This window comes from Micromonospora tulbaghiae, assembly GCF_900091605.1.
GTDB classification, from domain to species: domain Bacteria; phylum Actinomycetota; class Actinomycetes; order Mycobacteriales; family Micromonosporaceae; genus Micromonospora; species Micromonospora tulbaghiae.
This window is the reverse complement of the sequence record NZ_FMCQ01000004.1, coordinates 402,946-419,707: the sequence shown is the minus strand read 5'-3', so window position 1 is coordinate 419,707 and position 16,762 is coordinate 402,946. Positions and strand designations below refer to the sequence as shown.

The window sequence follows — 16,762 nt, the reverse complement described above, 5'->3', positions numbered from 1 at the left end:
CCATTGTCACAGCATCGGGATGCACCGCGCGCGCCCCCGCTTTGCGAGGATGAGCCCATGGCTTACGACGCGACCACGCTGCCCGACGTCTCCGGGCTGACCGTCGGCATCATCGGTGGCACCGGCGACCAGGGACGGGGTCTCGCCTACCGGTTCGCCCGGGCCGGGCAGACCGTGCTGATCGGCTCCCGCACCGCGGAGCGGGCCACCCAGGCCGCCGCCGAGATCGCCGCCCTGCCGCACGTACCGGAGGGCGCCGTCGTCTCCGGCGGCGACAACGAGGACGTCGCGCGGCGCAGCGACGTGGTGATCGTGGCGGTGCCGTGGGACGGGCACGCGGCCACCGTCGCCGCGCTCGCCGGACCGCTGGCCGGCAAGATCGTGGTGGACTGCGTCAACCCGCTCGGCTTCGACAAGCAGGGCCCGTACGCGCTCGACGTCGCCGAGGGCAGCGCCGTGCAGCAGGCCGCCGCGCTGCTGCCCGAGTCCCGGGTCTGCGCCGCGTTCAACCACGTCAGCGCGCCGCTGCTGGCCGACCCGGAGATCGACCGGATCGACCTGGACGTGCTGATCTGCACCGAGGACCGCGAACTCGTGGGCGTGGTCGGCGCGCTGGCCGCGCGGATCCCCGGCATGCGGGGCATCTACGCCGGGCGGCTGCGCAACGCCCACCAGATCGAGGCGTTCACCGCCAACCTGATCGCGATCAACAAGCGCTACAAGGCGCACGCCGGCATCCGGGTCACCGACCTCTGACGAGCGCGGCGGGAGCCGGCCGGCGCCGGCTCCCGCCGTACCCGCCTCAGAACGTGTGCTCGGCCGCCGGGAACTCGCCGCCGCGTACCTCGTCGGCGAACCGGCGCGTGGCGTCGGTGAGCGCGCCGGCCAGATCGGCGTACCGCTTGACGAAGCGCGGCGCCCGGCCGGTACGCAGCCCGGCCATGTCCTGCCAGACCAGCACCTGGCCGTCGGTGTCCGGGCCGGCCCCGATGCCGACCGTGGGGATGGACAGCTCGGCGGTGACCCGCTTGGCCACCTCACCCGGCACCATCTCCAGCACCACCGCGAACGCGCCCGCCTCGGCCACCGCCCGCGCGTCGGCGAGCACCTCCTCGGCCGCCTCGCCCCGGCCCTGCACCCGGTAGCCGCCCAGCGTGTGCTCGCTCTGCGGGGTGAAGCCGATGTGCGCCATCACCGGGATGCCGGCGCCGGTGATCGCCTCGATCTGGGCGGCGCAGCGCCGCCCGCCCTCCAGCTTCACCGCGTGGCAGCCGCCCTCCTTCATGAACCGCACCGCTGTGCGCAGCGCCTGCGCCGGCCCCTCCTCGTACGAGCCGAACGGCAGGTCACCGACGATCAGCGAGTGCTTCGTGGCCCGTACCACGGCACGCACCAGCGGCAGCAGCTCCTCGGCGGTCACCGGCAGCGTGGTCTCGTAGCCGAAGACGTTGTTCGCCGCCGAGTCGCCGACCAGCAGCACCGGGATCCCCGCCTGGTCGAAGATCGAGGCCGTGTACTGGTCGTACGAGGTCAGCATCGCCCACCGCTCGCCGCGCTCCTTGGCGGCGATCAGGTCCCGGGTGCGTACCCGCCGGGTGGCCGGCCCGCCGTAGAGGGCGGTCACCTCGGCCGGGGTGGAATCCACCATGACAATCTCCTTCCTCGAGGCCGCGCACGCGGTCCCCGGGTTCCCCGCGATCGTCGCACCGGGCGGCGGGCCGCGGGCAGGTCGGAGTGGAGGATGTCACTCCCCGGCCGGGGAGCTGTCAGCCGTCCTCGCGCCACCGGTTGGTGATCGGCAGCCGCCGGTCCCGCCCGAACGCCTTCATGGAGATCTTGGTGCCGGGCGCGGACTGCCGTCGCTTGTACTCGGCGGTATCCACCATCCGCAGCACCTTGTCCACCACCGCCGGGTCGTGACCGGACTCGACCAGTCCGTCCCGGCCCAGGTCACCGTCGACGTAGCCGATCAGGATCGGGTCCAGCACGTCGTAGTCGGGCAGCGTGTCGCTGTCGAGCTGGCCCGGGCTCAGCTCGGCCGACGGCGGCTTGCCGATCGAGTTCTCCGGGATCGGCGGCGTCTGCCCGCGCCGCGCCGCGTCGGCGTTGCGCCACGTCGCCAGCCGCCACACGAGTGTCTTCCAGACGTCCTTGACCGGGTTGTAGCCGCCCACCGAGTCGCCGTACAGCGTCGAGTAGCCCACCGCCAGCTCGCTCTTGTTGCCGGTGGTGAGCACCAGGTGGCCCTCCTGGTTCGAAAGCGCCATGAGGATCACGCCGCGTACCCGGGCCTGGAGGTTCTCGACCGCCACACCGGACAGCGACATGTTCGCCAGGAACGTGTCCACCATCGGCTGGATCGGCTCGACCCGGTAGTCCAGGCCGGTGCGCTTCGCCAGGTCCTCGGCGTCGGTGCGGGAGTGCTCGGAGGAGTGCTGGCTGGGCATCGAGACGCCGACGACCCGGTCCGGGCCGACCGCGTCCACGGCGATGGCCGCCGCCACCGCCGAGTCGATCCCGCCGGACAGGCCGAGCACCACCGAGGGGAAGCGGTTCTTGTCGATGTAGTCGCGCAGGCCCAGCACCAGCGCGTGCCACACCTCGGCCTCGTCGGCGACCGGCTCGATGATCCCGCCGTCGACTGCCGGGCCGGCCGGCGCGGCCGGGATCGCCGGGATCTCGTGGCGGGCCACGCGCATCCCGTCGGTCAGCGCGCCGGCCCCGCCCGGCGCCCCGGCCGCCGCCGGCAGCTCCAGGTCGTGCACCAGCAGGTGCTCGACGAACTGCGGCGCCCGGGTCAGCAACGTGCCGTCCGCGGCGACGATCATCGAGTCGCCGTCGTAGACCAGCTCGTCCTGGCCGCCGACCATGTTCACGTACGCGACGGCGGCCCCGGCCTCGGCGGCGCGCCGGCGCACCAGCGGCAGCCGCACGTCGTCCTTGTTCAGCTCGTACGGCGAGCCGTTGATGCTCAGCACCAGCCCGACGCCGGCCTGGCGGGCCACCGCGAACGGGCCGCCGGCCTGCCACAGGTCCTCGCAGATGGTCAGCGCCACGTCGACCCCGCCCACACGCACCACGGTGAGCGTGTCGCCGGGGACGAAGTAGCGGTCCTCGTCGAAGACGCCGTAGTTGGGCAGGTGGTGCTTGAAGTAGGTGGCCACCACCTCGCCCCGGTGCAGCACCGCCGCCGCGTTGCGGGCGCCCCGGCCCGGCTCCGCGTCGGAGCTGACCTGCGGGGGGCCGTCCGCGTCCAGGTAGCCGACCAGCACCGGCAGGTCACCGAGGCCGTCGGCGGCCAGGTCGGCGGCGAGCCGGTGCAGCGCGGCGCGGGACGCGGCGACGAACGAGCGGCGGAACACCAGGTCCTCGACCGGGTAACCGGTGAGCATCAGCTCGGGGAACAGGACGAGCTGGGCGCCGGCGTCGGCGGCCCGACGGGTCCACGCGCGGACCAGACCGGCGTTGCCGGCGAGGTCGCCTACCGTCGGGTTGACCTGGCACAGGGCGAGACGCAGGGTGGGCATGTCCCCATCTTCCCCCAGGCGTCCCGGCCGAATCCGACCGGTTGCGGCATACGGGTGCCGCGGCCCCCCGTGTCCCAGCCCCGTGGACACGGCGGGACGGCCGGCCGGGGAGGGCGTAACGTCGGCGTAACGAGCCCGGTGGAGACTGGGCGGTCAGGCCGGGCCGGCCCGACCGGTGCGGACGTACGTGTCACGAGGGGTGGAAGTGGACCGTCAGCAGGAGTTCGTCCTCCGTACGCTGGAAGAGCGGGACATCCGTTTCGTCCGGCTGTGGTTCACCGATGTGCTCGGCACGCTCAAGAGCGTCTCGGTGGCCCCCGCGGAACTGGAGGCGGCCTTCGACGAGGGCATCGGTTTCGACGGCTCCGCGATCGAGGGCTTCGCCCGGGTCTTCGAGTCGGACATGGTGGCCATGCCGGACCCGACGACGTTCCAGGTCTTCCCGTTCGAGGGCGGGGTCAGCGGCGAGAGCGCCCGGATGTTCTGCGACATCTCGCTGCCCGACGGCAGCCCGTCCTGGGCCGACCCGCGGCACGTGCTGCGCCGCATGCTCTCCCGGGCCGCCGACAAGGGCTTCACCTTCTACACCCACCCCGAGATCGAGTTCTTCCTGCTGGAGAACGGCCCGCAGGACGGCTCCGTGCCGGTCCCGGTGGACACCGGCGGCTACTTCGAGCACACCACGCACGCCGTGGCGCGGGACTTCCGCCGCCAGGCCGTGCTGGCGCTGGAGCGGATCGGCATCTCGGTGGAGTACAGCCACCACGAGGTCGCCCCCGGCCAGCAGGAGATCGACCTGCGCTACGCCGACGCGCTCACCACCGCCGACAACATCATGACCTTCCGGCACGTGGTGAAGGAGGTGGCGCTCTCCACCGGCGTGCAGGCCAGCTTCATGCCGAAGCCGTTCACCGACCAGCCCGGCAACGGCATGCACACCCACCTGTCGCTGTTCGAGGGGGAGCGCAACGCGTTCCACGACGCCGGCGACCCGATGAAGCTGTCCAAGGTCGCGAAGTCGTTCATCGCCGGGCTGCTCACCCACGCCCGGGAGTACACCGCCGTCACCAACCAGTGGGTCAACTCGTACAAGCGGCTGTTCCCGCAGGCGCTGCCGGACCGCATCACCGAGAGCCCGGCGTACGTCTGCTGGGGCCACCTGAACCGGTCCGCGCTGGTGCGGGTGCCCGCGTACGGCAAGCCGAACTCGGCCCGGGTCGAGGTCCGCTCGCTGGACTCCGCGACCAACCCCTACCTGGCGTTCGCGGTGATGCTCGGCGCCGGCCTCAAGGGCATCGAGGAGGGCTACGAGCTGCCCCCGGGCGCCGAGGACGACGTCTGGTCGCTGAGCAGCGCCGAGCGCCGCGCCATGGGGTACGAGGCGCTGCCGGAGAACCTGGCCGAGGCGATCGACGTGATGGCCGGTTCCGAGCTGGTGGCCGAGGTGCTCGGCGAGCACGTCTTCGACTTCTTCCTGCGCAACAAGCGCTCCGAGTGGGAGCAGTACCGCCGCGAGGTCACCCCGTACGAGCGGCAGCGCTACCTCTCTCTCTAGATCACGCTGGCGTGGTGCCGCTATCGTCTGCGGCACCGTCCCGGCACCTCCGCCGGGCGGCGTGAGCCGGGGAGGCGTTGGTGCTGGGAGATCTGCTCGACGGGGCGTGGCAGAGCATCGTGTTCGGGATCGTCGGGGTGGCGCTGATGGCCGCCGGCTTCCTGCTCGTCGACCTGCTCACCCCGGGCAAGCTGCGGGAGCTGATCTGGGTACGCCGCAACGGCAACGCCGCGCTGCTGCTCGCCGCCAACCAGCTCGGTATCGCCGGCATCGTCTTCACCGCCGTGCTGACCAGCTACAGCTCGTTCGCCAAGGGGCTCGCGTCCACAGTGGTGTTCGGGCTTGTCGGCCTGCTGGTGATGGCGCTCGCGTTCCTGGTGCTGGACCTGCTCACCCCGGGCCGGCTGGGCGACGTCATCGCCGCCGACGAGCCGCACCCGGCGGCCCGGGTCAGCGCCGCCACGCACTTCGGCGCCGCGCTGATCGTCTGCGCCTGCATCGCCTGAGGGGTGTCGTACCCCCGGGTTAGCGTCCGGGGGTGAACCGCACCGACCGCCTCTACGCCCTGGTCGAAGAGCTGCGGGCGGTCTCGCCGCGCCCGCGCAGCGCGACCTGGCTGGCCCGCCGCTTCGAGGTGAGCACCCGCACCGTCGAGCGCGACATCTCCTCGTTGCAGGGCGCCGGGGTGCCGATCTGGGCCGAGCCGGGCCGCACCGGCGGCTACGTGGTCGACCGGGCGCGCACGTTGCCGCCGGTCAACCTGACCCCGGCCGAGGCGGTGGCGATGGCCGTCGCGCTGCACCGGCTCGGCGGTTCCCCGTTCGCCCCGGCGGCCGGCGCCGCGCTGCGCAAGCTGGTCGCGGTGATGCCTCCCGAAGCGGCGGCCGAGGCGCACCGGCTCGCCGGCCGGGTGCACCTGGTCGGCGACGGGCCGGGCACGCCCGTCCCGGCCGCCGTCGCCGACGCGGTCGCCGCCGGGCGGGTGCTGCGCCTGCGGTACGCCGACCGCGGCGGCGCCGATTCGGCGCGCGACGTGGAGCCGCTTGCCTACCTGGGCAACTCGGTGCACTGGTACCTGGTCGCCTGGTGCCGTCTGCGCGACGGTCTGCGCTGTTTCCGCACCGACCGGATCGTGTCGGTGCACCCGCTGGCCGAGCCGGTGACCCGGGAGCTGCGTCCCGGCGACCTCGACGTGCCCGTCGACCGGGTGCGCCCGCTCACCCTGGTCTGATCCGGGTGGAAACACCGACAGGACGCTGTCGTGACCCGGCAGCACGCTGAATCCTGACGACGCCGGCCGACCGCCGGCGCGAATCCCAGGAGGAAGCATGTCCAGCACGCCCGTGACCTGGTTCGAGATCGGCTCCGACCGCCCGGACGAGGCGCAGCGGTTCTACTCCGAGCTGTTCGGCTGGAGTTTCGAGCAGGGCGGCCCGGGTGGGTCGTACCGGCAGACGGCGGCCGGCGGTGAGCCGGGGATCGGCGGCGCGATCCGGGGCACCGACGACGGCAACTACGCGACCTTCTACGCCCAGGTGGGCGACGTGGCGGAGACCTGCCGCCGGGCCGAGGAGGCCGGCGGCGTCGTACTGACCGCGCCGGTGACCACGCCGGCCGGCCTGGTGCGCGCCACGCTGCGTGACCCGTCGGGCAACCTGTTCGGCGTCTTCACCCCGCCCGCCGAGGGCTGACGGTGTGTCGGGTGCGGTCGTCGCCGGGACTGCGACGACCGCACCGGGAACGGCGCGGTGGCGGTGCCCGTTCGGGCACCGCCACCGGGGGTGGCCCCGCTCAGCTCCGGCCAGGAGGAGGGAACGGCCGGTGAGGGGCGGCGGGGCCACCACGTCACTTGCCGCCCTGGCCCTCCTGCTCGGCCTCGGCGCCCTTGTCGGCCTTGTCGCCGCCCTTGCCGTGGTGGCCGGGCTTGCCGTCGTGGCCACCCTTGCCGGGGCCGGGGAACACGCCCGCCTCGGCGGCCTTCAGCACCGCGTCGGCCTGCTCCCGGGTGAGCTTGCCGTCGGTGACGGCCTGGTCCAGCCGCTCCTTCAGCGCGGCCTGCCGGTCCTCGGTCGACGGCCGCTCCGGCCGCTCCGGGCGGTCGCCCTGCCGCTGCTCGTGCAGCTTCTCCAGCGCCGCGGTGACCTTGTCGGTCGAGACGCCCAGCTCCCCGGCGAGCGCCTCGGCGAACTCGGCCTGCCGGTCGGCGTGCTTCTGGCGGCGGTCGTCACCCTGGTCGGTGCTGCTGCTGGCGCTCGAAGACGGGTTCGGGCTCTTGTCGTCGGCGAGCGCCACCGTCGGGGCGGCGATCCCGACGCCGAGCACACCGGCGGCGGCCAGGCCGACCAGCAGGTGCTTCTTCGACATCGTGCGGATCATGCGATTCTCCTGTTCGGTGGTGGTGCGATGACGTCACCGACAGTGGTCGCCGGAACTGGGGGCAACCCGTGGTGAACCTGTCAGCGAGCTGGCAATCCCGCCCGGAAGGCCCTTTTTATTCGTGTTGCCGGGGTGTCGGAGCGCCCGCAAGGCTGGGCGAAAACCGAGGAAAGGCCACTCGATGACACAGCCCGTCATCCGCGAGATCCCGCTCACCGGGCCGGGCTCCGGGCCGTACTCGATCACGGTCGGGCCCGACGGCGCCCTCTGGCTGACGCTGGCCGGCTCCGGCGGCGTCGCCCGGCTCGGCCTCGACGGTGAGGTACGGACCTACCGCGACGACCCGCCCGGCAGCCGTCCGCTGATCATCGCCGGCGGCCCCGACGGCGCGCACTGGTACACCCGCTCGGGCGACGACCGGCTCGGCCGGATCACCGTCGACGGCGAGACCAGCTCGGTGGCGTTGCCGCCCGGCTGCGGCCCGTGCGGGCTGGCGGTGGGTGCGGACGGCGCGCTCTGGTACGCCGGCATGAACGACGACACGGTCGGCCGGGTGGGCGTCGACGGGGAGGTCACGTCCTTCCCGCTGCCGGTCGAGAAGGGCTTCCCGTCGATGCTGGCGGCCGGGCCGGACGACGCGCTCTGGCTCACGCTCAACCAGGCGAACGCGATCGCCCGGGTCGGCTTGGACGGGTCGGTGACGGTGCATCCGCTGCCCACCGAGGCGGCCGGACCGGTCGGCATCGCCCGGGGCGGCGACGGCGCGCTCTGGTTCGTCGAGATCGTCGCCGGGCAGCTCGGCCGGATCACGCCGGACGGGCGGATCGACGAGATCCCGTTGCCGGACCGGGCGGCCCGTCCGCACGCCATCGTCGCGGACCCGGCGGGCGGCTGCTGGTTCACCGAGTGGGGCGCCAACCGCATCGGGCACGTCGACCCCGACGGCCACATCACCGCCCACGACCTGCCGACCCCGGCGTCCGAACCCCACGGCCTGACGGTCACCCCCGACGGCGCGGTCTGGGCGGCCCTGGAGATCGGCGCCGTGGCCCATCTGACCCCGCCCCCCGTCTCACCCGCGCCGCCCCCGCCGCGTTGATCACGCCCCCCCGCCGCGTTGATCATGAGGTTAGCGGCAGTTGTGGATCTCCAAACCGCCGCTAACTTCATGATCGCCGGGGCGGGCCGGGGCGGGCCGGGGCGGGGCGGGGCGGGGCGGGGCGGGCCGGGGTGGGGTGGGCGGGCCGGGTCGGCGGTCAGCGGACGGCGGGGGTGACCGTCAGGGTGCCGGTGGTGGCGTCCAGGGTGGCGGGGGTGCCTACCGGGACGGTGAGCTGGCCGGGGCCGTGACCGACGGGCAGGCCGCCGAGGACCGGCACGCCGAGGTCGCCCAGGCGGTCGGTGAGCACGTCGACGACAGTGGTGTCCCAGCCGTCCGCGCACTCGGTGAACTGGCCGACCGCCACCCCGGCGATCCCGTCCAGCGCGCCGCAGCGGCGCAGGTGGGTGAGCATCCGGTCGATCTTGTACGGCGGCTCCTGCACCTCCTCGACCAGCAGGATCGCCCCGGTCAGGTCGGGCATGTCCGGCGTGCCGATCGACGCGGTGATCAGGCACAGGTTGCCGCCGAGCAGCCGGCCCTCGGCCCGCCCGGGCACCCGCACCGGGTACGTCTCCTCCGCCTCCACCGCCGTCACCGTCACCGGCTCGGTGCTGGTCAGCGCCGCGTGCAGCGACTCCGCCGAGCGGATCGGCGTGCGCTCGTCCCGCCAGGCGGCGCCCGGCCCGTGCACCCCGGCCAGCCGGGCGCCCCGCCACAGCGCGAACTGCAGCGCGGTGATGTCGGAGAACCCGGCCACCACCTTCGGATCCCGGCGTACCGCCGCCATGTCGATCAGGTCGACCACCCGCTGCGCGCCGTAGCCGCCCCGGGTGCAGATCACCCCGCGGATCTCCGGGTCGGCGAACGCCGCGTTCAGGTCCGCGGCCCGCAACGCGTCGTCGCCGGCCAGGTAACCCCGCCGGGCGTACGCGTTCGGCGCGGGCACCGGCCGCAGCCCCCAGCCGGTGAGCAGCTCGATGCCGCGGGCCACCCGTTCGGGGCGGGTCGGCCCGGACGGGGACACCAGCATCACCGCGTCGCCGGGACGCAGGGCCGGTGGGCGCAGGCAGTCGTCAGGCACGATCGCGAGCCTAGGGCCTGCCGGACCGTGCCCTGTCGGCCGCACCGGTTAGCCTCGACGTCGTGGCGACCGCGCTGGTGATCGAGAACGACCCGACCGACGACCTCCGCCGCCTGGGGGAGTGGCTCACCGAAGGGGGCCTTGAGCTGCGCGTGCTGCGTCCGCACGCCGGCGATCCGCTCCCCGCCGACCTGGAGGGGTACGCCGCACTCGTGGTGCTCGGCGGCGACCAGCAGGCGTACCCGCTGTCCGACGGCGGTCCCGGCGCGCCCTGGTTCCCGGCGCTGGAGGGGCTGCTGCGCAAGGCGGTCCGCCGGCGGGTGCCCACGCTGGCGATCTGCCTCGGCGCGCAACTGCTCGCCACCGCGCACGCCGGCCGGGTCGAGCGCAGCCCGTCCGGGCCGGAGATCGGCCCGGCGCTCGTGGGCCGCCGCGACGCCGCCGAGGACGATCCGCTGTTCCGGTACGTGCCGCTGATGCCCGACGTGCTCCAGTGGCACGCCGACGAGATCACCGAGCTGCCGCACGGCGCGACGCTGCTGGCCGCGTCCACCCGCTACCCGCACCAGGCGTTCCGCCTCGGCGACCGGGCCTGGGGCCTGCAGTTCCACATCGAGTGCGACACCGCGATGATCGCCGAGTGGTCCCGCGACTCGGCCGTGCTGGCCGAGCTGGACTACGACCCGGAGCTGGTGGTGGCCGCCTGCGACCGGGTGATGGCCGACGTCGAGGAGGCGTGGCAGCCGTTCGCGATCCGGTTCGCCGCGCTCGCGCTCGGCGAACTCGGTGACGACAATCCGCGCCGCAGCCTGCCGCTGCTCGGGGCCTGACGGTGACCCGGCCGGCCCGCGGGCGCCTGGCCCGCTACGGATTCGCCGAGGGCGACGGCGCCACCCGCGCCGCCGACCTGCTCGGCCCGGACGGGCTCGCCCTGTGGCGGCCCGACACCCAGGAGCCCGCCGACGAGAACGCCGCCGAGCTGCTCGGCGCGCTGTCCCGGGCCGCCGACCCGGACCTGGCCCTGCGCCAGCTGCACCGGCTGGTCGAGTCCGAGCGGCGCTCCGGCGACGAGGTGGCCGTACGCGACGCTTTGGCCGCCGACCCCGGGCTGCGCCGCCGGCTGATCGCGGTGCTCGGCGCCTCCTCCGCGCTCGGCGACCACCTGGTCGCCAACCCCGGGCAGTGGGCCGTGCTGGCGACCGAGCCGGACGGGCTCGCCCCCACGGCGGACGGGCGGCTCGACCTGAGCGTCGCCGCCCGGCTGACCACGATGACCGGCGCTGTCCCGCTGCTGCGGCAGGCGTACCGGCTCGCGCTGCTGCGGATCGCGGCGGCCGACCTGACCGGCGGGCGCGGCCTGGAGCAGACCATGGCGGCGCTGTCCGGGCTGGCCGACGCCACGCTGGCCGCCGCCTACGACATCGCCGCCGACGAGCTGCCCGAGGGCACGTCGCGCCCCCGCCTGGCGGTGGTGGCGATGGGCAAGTGCGGTGGCGACGAGCTGAACTACGTCTCCGACGTCGACGTCATCTTCGTCTCCGCGACCGACGACGACCTGCCCGCCGCGACCCAGATCGCCACCCGGCTGATCCAGATCTGCGGGCTGGTGGCCTGGCCGGTCGACGCGGCGCTGCGACCCGAGGGCAACCGGGGGCCGCTGGTCCGCACGCTCGCCAGCCACCTCGCCTACTACAAGCGCTGGGCCCGCACCTGGGAGTTCCAGGCGCTGCTCAAGGCCCGCCCGGCGGCCGGCGACCTGGAGCTGGCCAAGGAGTGGATCGACGCGCTGGCGCCGCTCGTGTGGACCGCCGCCGAACGCCCCGAGGCGGTCGAGGACGTCCGGTCCATGCGCCGCAAGATCCTCGACAACGTTCCGCCGAAGGAGCTGGAACGCGAGATCAAGCGCGGTCCGGGCGGGCTGCGCGACATCGAGTTCGCCGTCCAGCTGCTCCAGCTCGTGCACGGCCGCGGCGACGAGTCGCTGCGGGTGCCCGGCACCGTGCCGGCGCTGCGCGCGCTCGTCGCCGGCGGCTACGTGGGCCGCGCCGACGGGGAGGCGCTGCTGCGCGGCTACCGCTTCCTGCGCGCCGTCGAGCACCGGCTCCAGCTCCAGGCCCTGCGCCGGACCCACACCGTGCCGACCGAACCGGCCGCGCTGCGCTGGCTCGCCGCCGCGCTCGGCTACGCGGCCACGCCGGGCCGAAGCGCCGTCGAGGAGTTCCGCGCCGAGTGGGTCACCCACGCCACCGAGGTACGCCGGCTGCACGCCAAACTGCTCTACCGGCCGCTGCTGGAATCCGTGGCCCGGGTGCCGGCCGAAGGGCTGCGCCTCACGCCCGAGGCGGCCCGGCACCGGCTGGAGGTGCTCGGCTTCGCCGACCCGGCCGGTGCGCTGCGGCACCTCCAGGCGCTCACCGGCGGCGTCAGCCGTACCGCCGCCATCCAGCGCACGCTGCTGCCGGTGCTGCTCGACGAGTTCGCCGACGCCCCCGAGCCGGACCGCGGTCTGCTCAACTACCGGCAGGTCTCCGACAAGCTCGGCAGCACTCCGTGGTACCTGCGCCTGCTACGTGACTCCGGCCCGGTCGCGCGCAGGCTGGCCCGGGTGCTGTCCTCGTCCCGGTACGCGGCCGACATGCTGGCCCGCGAACCGGAGGCGCTGCGGCTGCTCGCCGAGGACAGCGAACTGACCCCGCGTCCCCGGGAGACGCTCGTCGAGGGCTTCGCCGCGGCTGCCGCCCGCCACGACGACCCGGTCGAGGCGATCCGGGCGGTCCGCGCGCTGCGTCGCCGGGAGCTGGTCCGGATCGCCGCCGCCGACGTGCTCAGCCGCGCCGGTTCGCTCGCCCCGCTCACCCCCCGCCCGGTCGGCGGCGGGGAACGCCGGCCCACGGTGGTGGACGTGACGGCGGTCGGCACCGCGTTGTCGCACGTCGCCGACGCCACGCTGGCCGCCGCGCTGCGCGCCGCCCGTACCGTCCACCCCGGACCGCCCGGTCTGCGCTTCGCGGTGATCGGCATGGGGCGGCTCGGCGGGTACGAGTCGAACTACCTCTCCGACGCCGACGTGCTGTTCGTCTACGACCCGCCGCCCGGGGTGGAGGAGAGCGCGGCGAGCGCCGCCGCACAGGCGATCGCCGAGGAGTTGCGCCGGCTGCTGTCCGCGCCCGCCCCCGATCCGCCGCTGGGCGTCGACGCCGACCTGCGCCCCGAGGGCCGGCAGGGCCCGCTGGTCCGCAGCCTCGCCGCGTACGCCCAGTACTACGCGCGCTGGTCACGGGTGTGGGAGGCGCAGGCGCTGCTGCGGGCGCGGTTCGTCTGCGGCGACGCCGACCTCGGCGCCGAGTTCGAGGCCATGATCGAGCCGGTGCGCTACCCGGCCGAAGGGCTGAGCCGCGAGCAGGTGGTCGAGATCCGCCGGATCAAGGCGCGGGTGGAGACCGAGCGGCTGCCCCGCGGCGCCGACCCGGCAACCCACACCAAGCTGGGCCGTGGCGGTCTCGCCGACGTCGAGTGGGCGGTGCAGTTGCTCCAGCTCCGGTACGCCGGTCAGGTGCCCGCGCTGCGCGGCACCCGTACGCTCGACGCCCTCGCCGCCGCCCGCGACGCCGGTCTGCTCGACCCCTCCGACGCCGCCGAGCTGGCCGCCGGCTGGACGCTCGCCGCCGAGGTGCGTGACGCGCTGATGCTGGTACGCGGCCGGGCCGGCGACCAGCTGCCCCGGCACGGGGTGGAGCTGGCCGGTGTGGTGCGGCTGCTGGGGCGCGAGGACCAGGGCGAGTTCCTCGACGAGTACCTGCGCACCGGCCGCCACTCCCGCACAGTCGTCCAGCGAATCCTGGAGTCCCCCCTCTAGCCCCCCTCGCCGCCCCCGCCTCCCCTCGGCGTCGATCTTGCACTTGTGGCCCCGGCGAAAGGGGCACTTCCGGCTCCCGAGGGGCCGCAACTGCAAGATCGGCGGGGCAGGGGGACGAGGGCGAGGGCGGGTGGGTCAGCTTGTGAGGGTGTAGGTGCCCTCCCGGGGGACCGTTACGGTGGTCCACTTGCCGTCTCGGGTGACCTCGGCGCCGCCGGAGGCGGTGAGCCAGCGGTCGTGGCGTACCCGGATCGGGATCGGGCCGGCGGCGGGGGCGCGGAACGTGATCGAGGCGCCGTCCTGGCGGACCAGCTCGCCCGGCGCGCCGACCAGCGGGGTGGGCTCGGCCACCGCGTACAGCTTCCAGTGCCGGTCCGACCAGACCTCGGTCAGGTACGGCTGGCCCGTCTCCACCAGCTTCGCCTCCGACGCCCCCACCCAGGAGAACTCGGCGTCGGGCACCGCCACGTACTGCACCGCGTTGTCGGCCAGCCAGTCCCGGTAGGTGATCGGGGTCAGCGGGACGCCGGTGCCGTCCGCCCCGGGCACAGTGGTGAAGAACAGCGCGTTGCGGTCGATGTCGGCCTGCCGCAGCCAGCCCCGGGCCAGCGGCACATCCCCCATGTGGGCCGCCTCCCAGTAGTTGCGGGTCGGCGGCACCTCCACCCGCCCGGTGAGCCCGCGCCGGGCCAGTTCCGCGCGCAGCGGCGTGAAGTACGCCGGGTCGGCCGTCGGATCGTCGGCGCTGCGCAGGTCGGCGGTGACCACCGGCGGCTGCCACCAGCAGACCACCGCCAGCAGCGCGGCCAGCCCGACCGCGCCGACGACCCGGGAGCGCCGGCCGGTGGCGCGGAGCCGATCGGAGAGCGGGGCGGGGAGCGTCGCGGCGGCGGCCAGCACCGGCAGCGCGAACATCACCACCAGGCGGGTGGCGTTCAGCCCGACCGGCGTGTGCAGCAGCGCCGACGCCAGCACCCCGGCCGCGGACAGCAGCGCCCCCACCCGCACCGGCCGGTACGCCACGAGCGCCGCCACCACCAGGCTCGTCACCACGGCGTGCACGGTGTCGACCGTGCTGATGTTCATCCAGCCGCCCTCGCCGAACAGCAGCCCGGTCACGGCGAGCGGCGCGGCGGCCGGTACGGCGAGCAGCAGGCCGTCGGCGTACCGGCGGGTCAGCAGCAGCGCGACGCCGGCGAGCCCGACGAACAGCCCGGCCACCGGGCTGGCCGCCGACGCGAGCAGCGCGGCGGCACCGGCGGCGACGGCCGCCCAGACGCTCCGGCCACGACCGGGAGCGCCGGGCCCGACCGGCCCGGCACCGGCAACGCCGGGATCGGCCGGCTCGCCGGCGGCATCAGCGTCGGCGGCGAGGCGTGTGCGGCGGGCGGGGATCGTGAGCGCGAGCAGCGCGGCCAAGCCGAACGCGACGCCGAGGGCGTAGGTGACCCGGCCGGAGACCAGATTGCCGGCGATCGTGACCACACCGACCAGGCTGCCGAGCAGCGGCCGGGGCACCCGGGTCCGCACCAGCAGGGCGGCGAACGCGGTGGCGGAGGCGAGCAGGGCGAGCGCGCCGGTGACGCGTACCCCGAGAAGCGCCATCAGCGGCGGCGAGACGAGGCTGTAGCCCCACGGGTGCACGCCGCCGTACCAGCGCAGGTCGACCAGGGCGGCCCCGTGCTCGGCGAAGAAACCGGCGCGGGCGACCTGCGCGGACAGGTCCGAGCCGGTCGCCGGCAGCGCGAGGTAGAGCACGGCGAGGACGAGCGCCGACACGGCGGAGACCGCCACCACCCGACCGCCCCGCATGCCCACCTCCTGATCGCGAACCACCGTACTGGCAGCATGTCGGACGTGCCTCACCACCTCTCGCGCTGGATCGGCCTGGCGGGTTCGGTGCTGCTCGCCGTGGCCGCGTTCCTCGGTGGCGCCCTGCCCGACGGCGAGTTGCGTCCCACCCCGGTCAGCATCTGGCAGGGCCCGAACGGGCCGCTGATCATCGGGTTGTGGCTGGTCGGCACCGCGCTGCTGGCGTGGGCGTGGTGGTCGCTGCGGGACCGGGTGCCGTCGTCCCGCTGGGTGCTGGTCACCGTCGCGCTCTGGCTGCTGCCGATGCTGGTCGCCCCGCCGCTGGGCAGCCGGGACGTGTACGCGTACGCCTGCCAGGGCGCCAGCTTCTCGGGCGGGATCAACCCCTACGAGCAGGGCGTGTCAGCGCTGCCCTGCCCCTGGCTGGACACGATCTCCTACATCTGGCGGGACACCCCGGCGCCGTACGGGCCGCTGTTCGTGCTGCTCGCCGGCGCGGTGGTGGAGGCGACCGGCTCGCTGCTCGCCGCCGTCGCGCTGTTCCGGGTGCTCGCCGTGGCCGGGGTGGCGCTCATCGCGTGGGCGCTGCCGGTGCTGGCCCGTCGCTGCGGGGTGCCCCCGCGGCGGGCGCTCTGGCTGGCGCTGGCGAGCCCGCTGGTGCCCGTGCACCTGGTCTCCGGCGCGCACAACGACGCGCTGATGATCGGCTTACTGGTCGCCGGGCTGGCGGTGGTGGCGGCCCGTCCGGGGCGGCCCGGACCACTGCTCGCCGGTGGGGCGCTGCTCGGACTCGCCGCCGCCGTCAAGGTCACCGCGCTGGTCGTGATGCCGTTCGCCGCGCTGGCCGCGATCGTCGGGGCGTACCGGATCAGGACGCTCGTGCGCGACGGCGGGTGGGTGGTCGGCGGCTCGCTCGCGGCGCTCGCCGCGGTGACTGTCGCCTCCGGCCTGGGGCTGGGGTTCATCAGCGGGCTGGAACAGGGCGGGCTGGTGGTGGCCTGGACGTCGCCGCCGACGGCGGTGGGGCAGACCGTCGGCTACCTGCTGGCGCCGTTCGGCGTGCACGTCGACGCGCTGCCGGTGACCCGGGCGATCGGCATGGTCGTGCTGATCGCCGTGCTGATCTGGCTCTGGTTCCGGTCGCTGCACCGAGGCGAGCCGTTCTGGCACGCCGGGCTGGCGCTGACCGCCACGGTCGCGCTCTCCCCGCTGTTCCACCCCTGGTACTGGCTGTGGCCGCTCGCGGTGCTCGCCGCCACCGCGCACCGCACGCTGTGGTTCTCGATCGTCACAGTGGTGTCGTCGTTCCTGGTGCTGGCCGACGGAACCGGGCTGGCCCGGTACTCCAAGATGCCCGGTGCGCCGCTGATGACCCTGTTCGTGATCGGGCTGGTCGTGTGGTTGGTACGGTCGGCTCGCAAGGGCCGGCAGCCGGTTCCCGTGGACTGAGGAG

The 16,762-nt window shown here is 74.5% G+C and carries 14 protein-coding genes; 9 read left to right on the top strand and 5 right to left on the bottom strand.

Features of this window, described 5'->3' with window-relative positions; genetic code table 11:
• Positions 1-57: 57 nt before the first annotated feature.
• The gene (gene npdG / locus GA0070562_RS14635; RefSeq protein ID WP_091421243.1) at positions 58-756 is read left to right on the top strand and encodes an NADPH-dependent F420 reductase; all 699 of its coding nucleotides are present in this window, start codon (positions 58-60) and stop codon (positions 754-756) included.
• Positions 757-802: 46 nt separating this feature from the next.
• Here the strand turns inward: npdG and panB are convergent, their stop codons facing one another.
• Positions 803-1,648 (bottom strand): 3-methyl-2-oxobutanoate hydroxymethyltransferase, encoded by an 846-nt coding sequence (gene panB, locus GA0070562_RS14630; protein WP_091421240.1) that lies wholly within the window; start codon positions 1,646-1,648, stop codon positions 803-805.
• A gap of 118 nt (positions 1,649-1,766) precedes the next feature.
• On the bottom strand, positions 1,767-3,527 hold the full coding sequence (locus GA0070562_RS14625) for an NAD+ synthase (RefSeq protein WP_091421237.1): 1,761 nt from the start codon (positions 3,525-3,527) through the stop codon (positions 1,767-1,769).
• A gap of 205 nt (positions 3,528-3,732) precedes the next feature.
• On the opposite strand from GA0070562_RS14625, the gene glnA reads away from it, so the two are divergent.
• The 4 genes from glnA to GA0070562_RS14605 all read left to right on the top strand — a co-directional run bounded on the left by glnA (position 3,733) and on the right by GA0070562_RS14605 (position 6,773).
• Positions 3,733-5,082 (top strand): type I glutamate--ammonia ligase, encoded by a 1,350-nt coding sequence (gene glnA, locus GA0070562_RS14620; protein WP_091421234.1) that lies wholly within the window; start codon positions 3,733-3,735, stop codon positions 5,080-5,082.
• An 80-nt stretch (positions 5,083-5,162) separates the two neighbouring features.
• Positions 5,163-5,588 carry a DUF350 domain-containing protein gene (locus GA0070562_RS14615; protein ID WP_091421231.1) on the top strand — a complete coding sequence of 142 codons (426 nt, stop codon included), beginning with the start codon at positions 5,163-5,165 and terminating at the stop codon, positions 5,586-5,588.
• A gap of 32 nt (positions 5,589-5,620) precedes the next feature.
• Complete coding sequence (locus tag GA0070562_RS14610) at positions 5,621-6,313, top strand: helix-turn-helix transcriptional regulator (RefSeq protein WP_091421225.1); 693 nt, start codon at positions 5,621-5,623, stop codon at positions 6,311-6,313.
• 97 nt (positions 6,314-6,410) lie between these two features.
• Complete coding sequence (locus GA0070562_RS14605; RefSeq protein WP_091421219.1) at positions 6,411-6,773, top strand: VOC family protein; 363 nt, start codon at positions 6,411-6,413, stop codon at positions 6,771-6,773.
• Between the two features lie 154 nt (positions 6,774-6,927).
• Here the strand turns inward: GA0070562_RS14605 and GA0070562_RS14600 are convergent, their stop codons facing one another.
• Positions 6,928-7,458 (bottom strand): hypothetical protein, encoded by a 531-nt coding sequence (locus GA0070562_RS14600; RefSeq protein WP_091421214.1) that lies wholly within the window; start codon positions 7,456-7,458, stop codon positions 6,928-6,930.
• A gap of 181 nt (positions 7,459-7,639) precedes the next feature.
• On the opposite strand from GA0070562_RS14600, the gene GA0070562_RS14595 reads away from it, so the two are divergent.
• The gene (locus GA0070562_RS14595; RefSeq protein WP_091421211.1) at positions 7,640-8,557 is read left to right on the top strand and encodes a Vgb family protein; all 918 of its coding nucleotides are present in this window, start codon (positions 7,640-7,642) and stop codon (positions 8,555-8,557) included.
• A gap of 157 nt (positions 8,558-8,714) precedes the next feature.
• Here GA0070562_RS14595 and GA0070562_RS14590 read toward each other — a convergent pair whose 3' ends face one another.
• Positions 8,715-9,590: a S66 peptidase family protein gene (locus GA0070562_RS14590; RefSeq protein ID WP_393352549.1), complete on the bottom strand. Its 876-nt coding sequence runs from the start codon at positions 9,588-9,590 to the stop codon at positions 8,715-8,717.
• Between the two features lie 113 nt (positions 9,591-9,703).
• Between GA0070562_RS14590 and GA0070562_RS14585 the strand changes: the two genes are divergently transcribed.
• Positions 9,704-10,471 (top strand): type 1 glutamine amidotransferase, encoded by a 768-nt coding sequence (locus tag GA0070562_RS14585; protein ID WP_091421208.1) that lies wholly within the window; start codon positions 9,704-9,706, stop codon positions 10,469-10,471.
• A gap of 2 nt (positions 10,472-10,473) precedes the next feature.
• Positions 10,474-13,497 (top strand): bifunctional [glutamine synthetase] adenylyltransferase/[glutamine synthetase]-adenylyl-L-tyrosine phosphorylase, encoded by a 3,024-nt coding sequence (locus GA0070562_RS14580; RefSeq protein WP_091421205.1) that lies wholly within the window; start codon positions 10,474-10,476, stop codon positions 13,495-13,497.
• A 135-nt stretch (positions 13,498-13,632) separates the two neighbouring features.
• Here the strand turns inward: GA0070562_RS14580 and GA0070562_RS14575 are convergent, their stop codons facing one another.
• On the bottom strand, positions 13,633-15,309 hold the full coding sequence (locus GA0070562_RS14575; protein ID WP_091421201.1) for a hypothetical protein: 1,677 nt from the start codon (positions 15,307-15,309) through the stop codon (positions 13,633-13,635).
• A gap of 36 nt (positions 15,310-15,345) precedes the next feature.
• Between GA0070562_RS14575 and mptB the strand changes: the two genes are divergently transcribed.
• Positions 15,346-16,758 (top strand): polyprenol phosphomannose-dependent alpha 1,6 mannosyltransferase MptB, encoded by a 1,413-nt coding sequence (mptB, locus tag GA0070562_RS14570; RefSeq protein WP_091421197.1) that lies wholly within the window; start codon positions 15,346-15,348, stop codon positions 16,756-16,758.
• Positions 16,759-16,762: the final 4 nt, after the last annotated feature.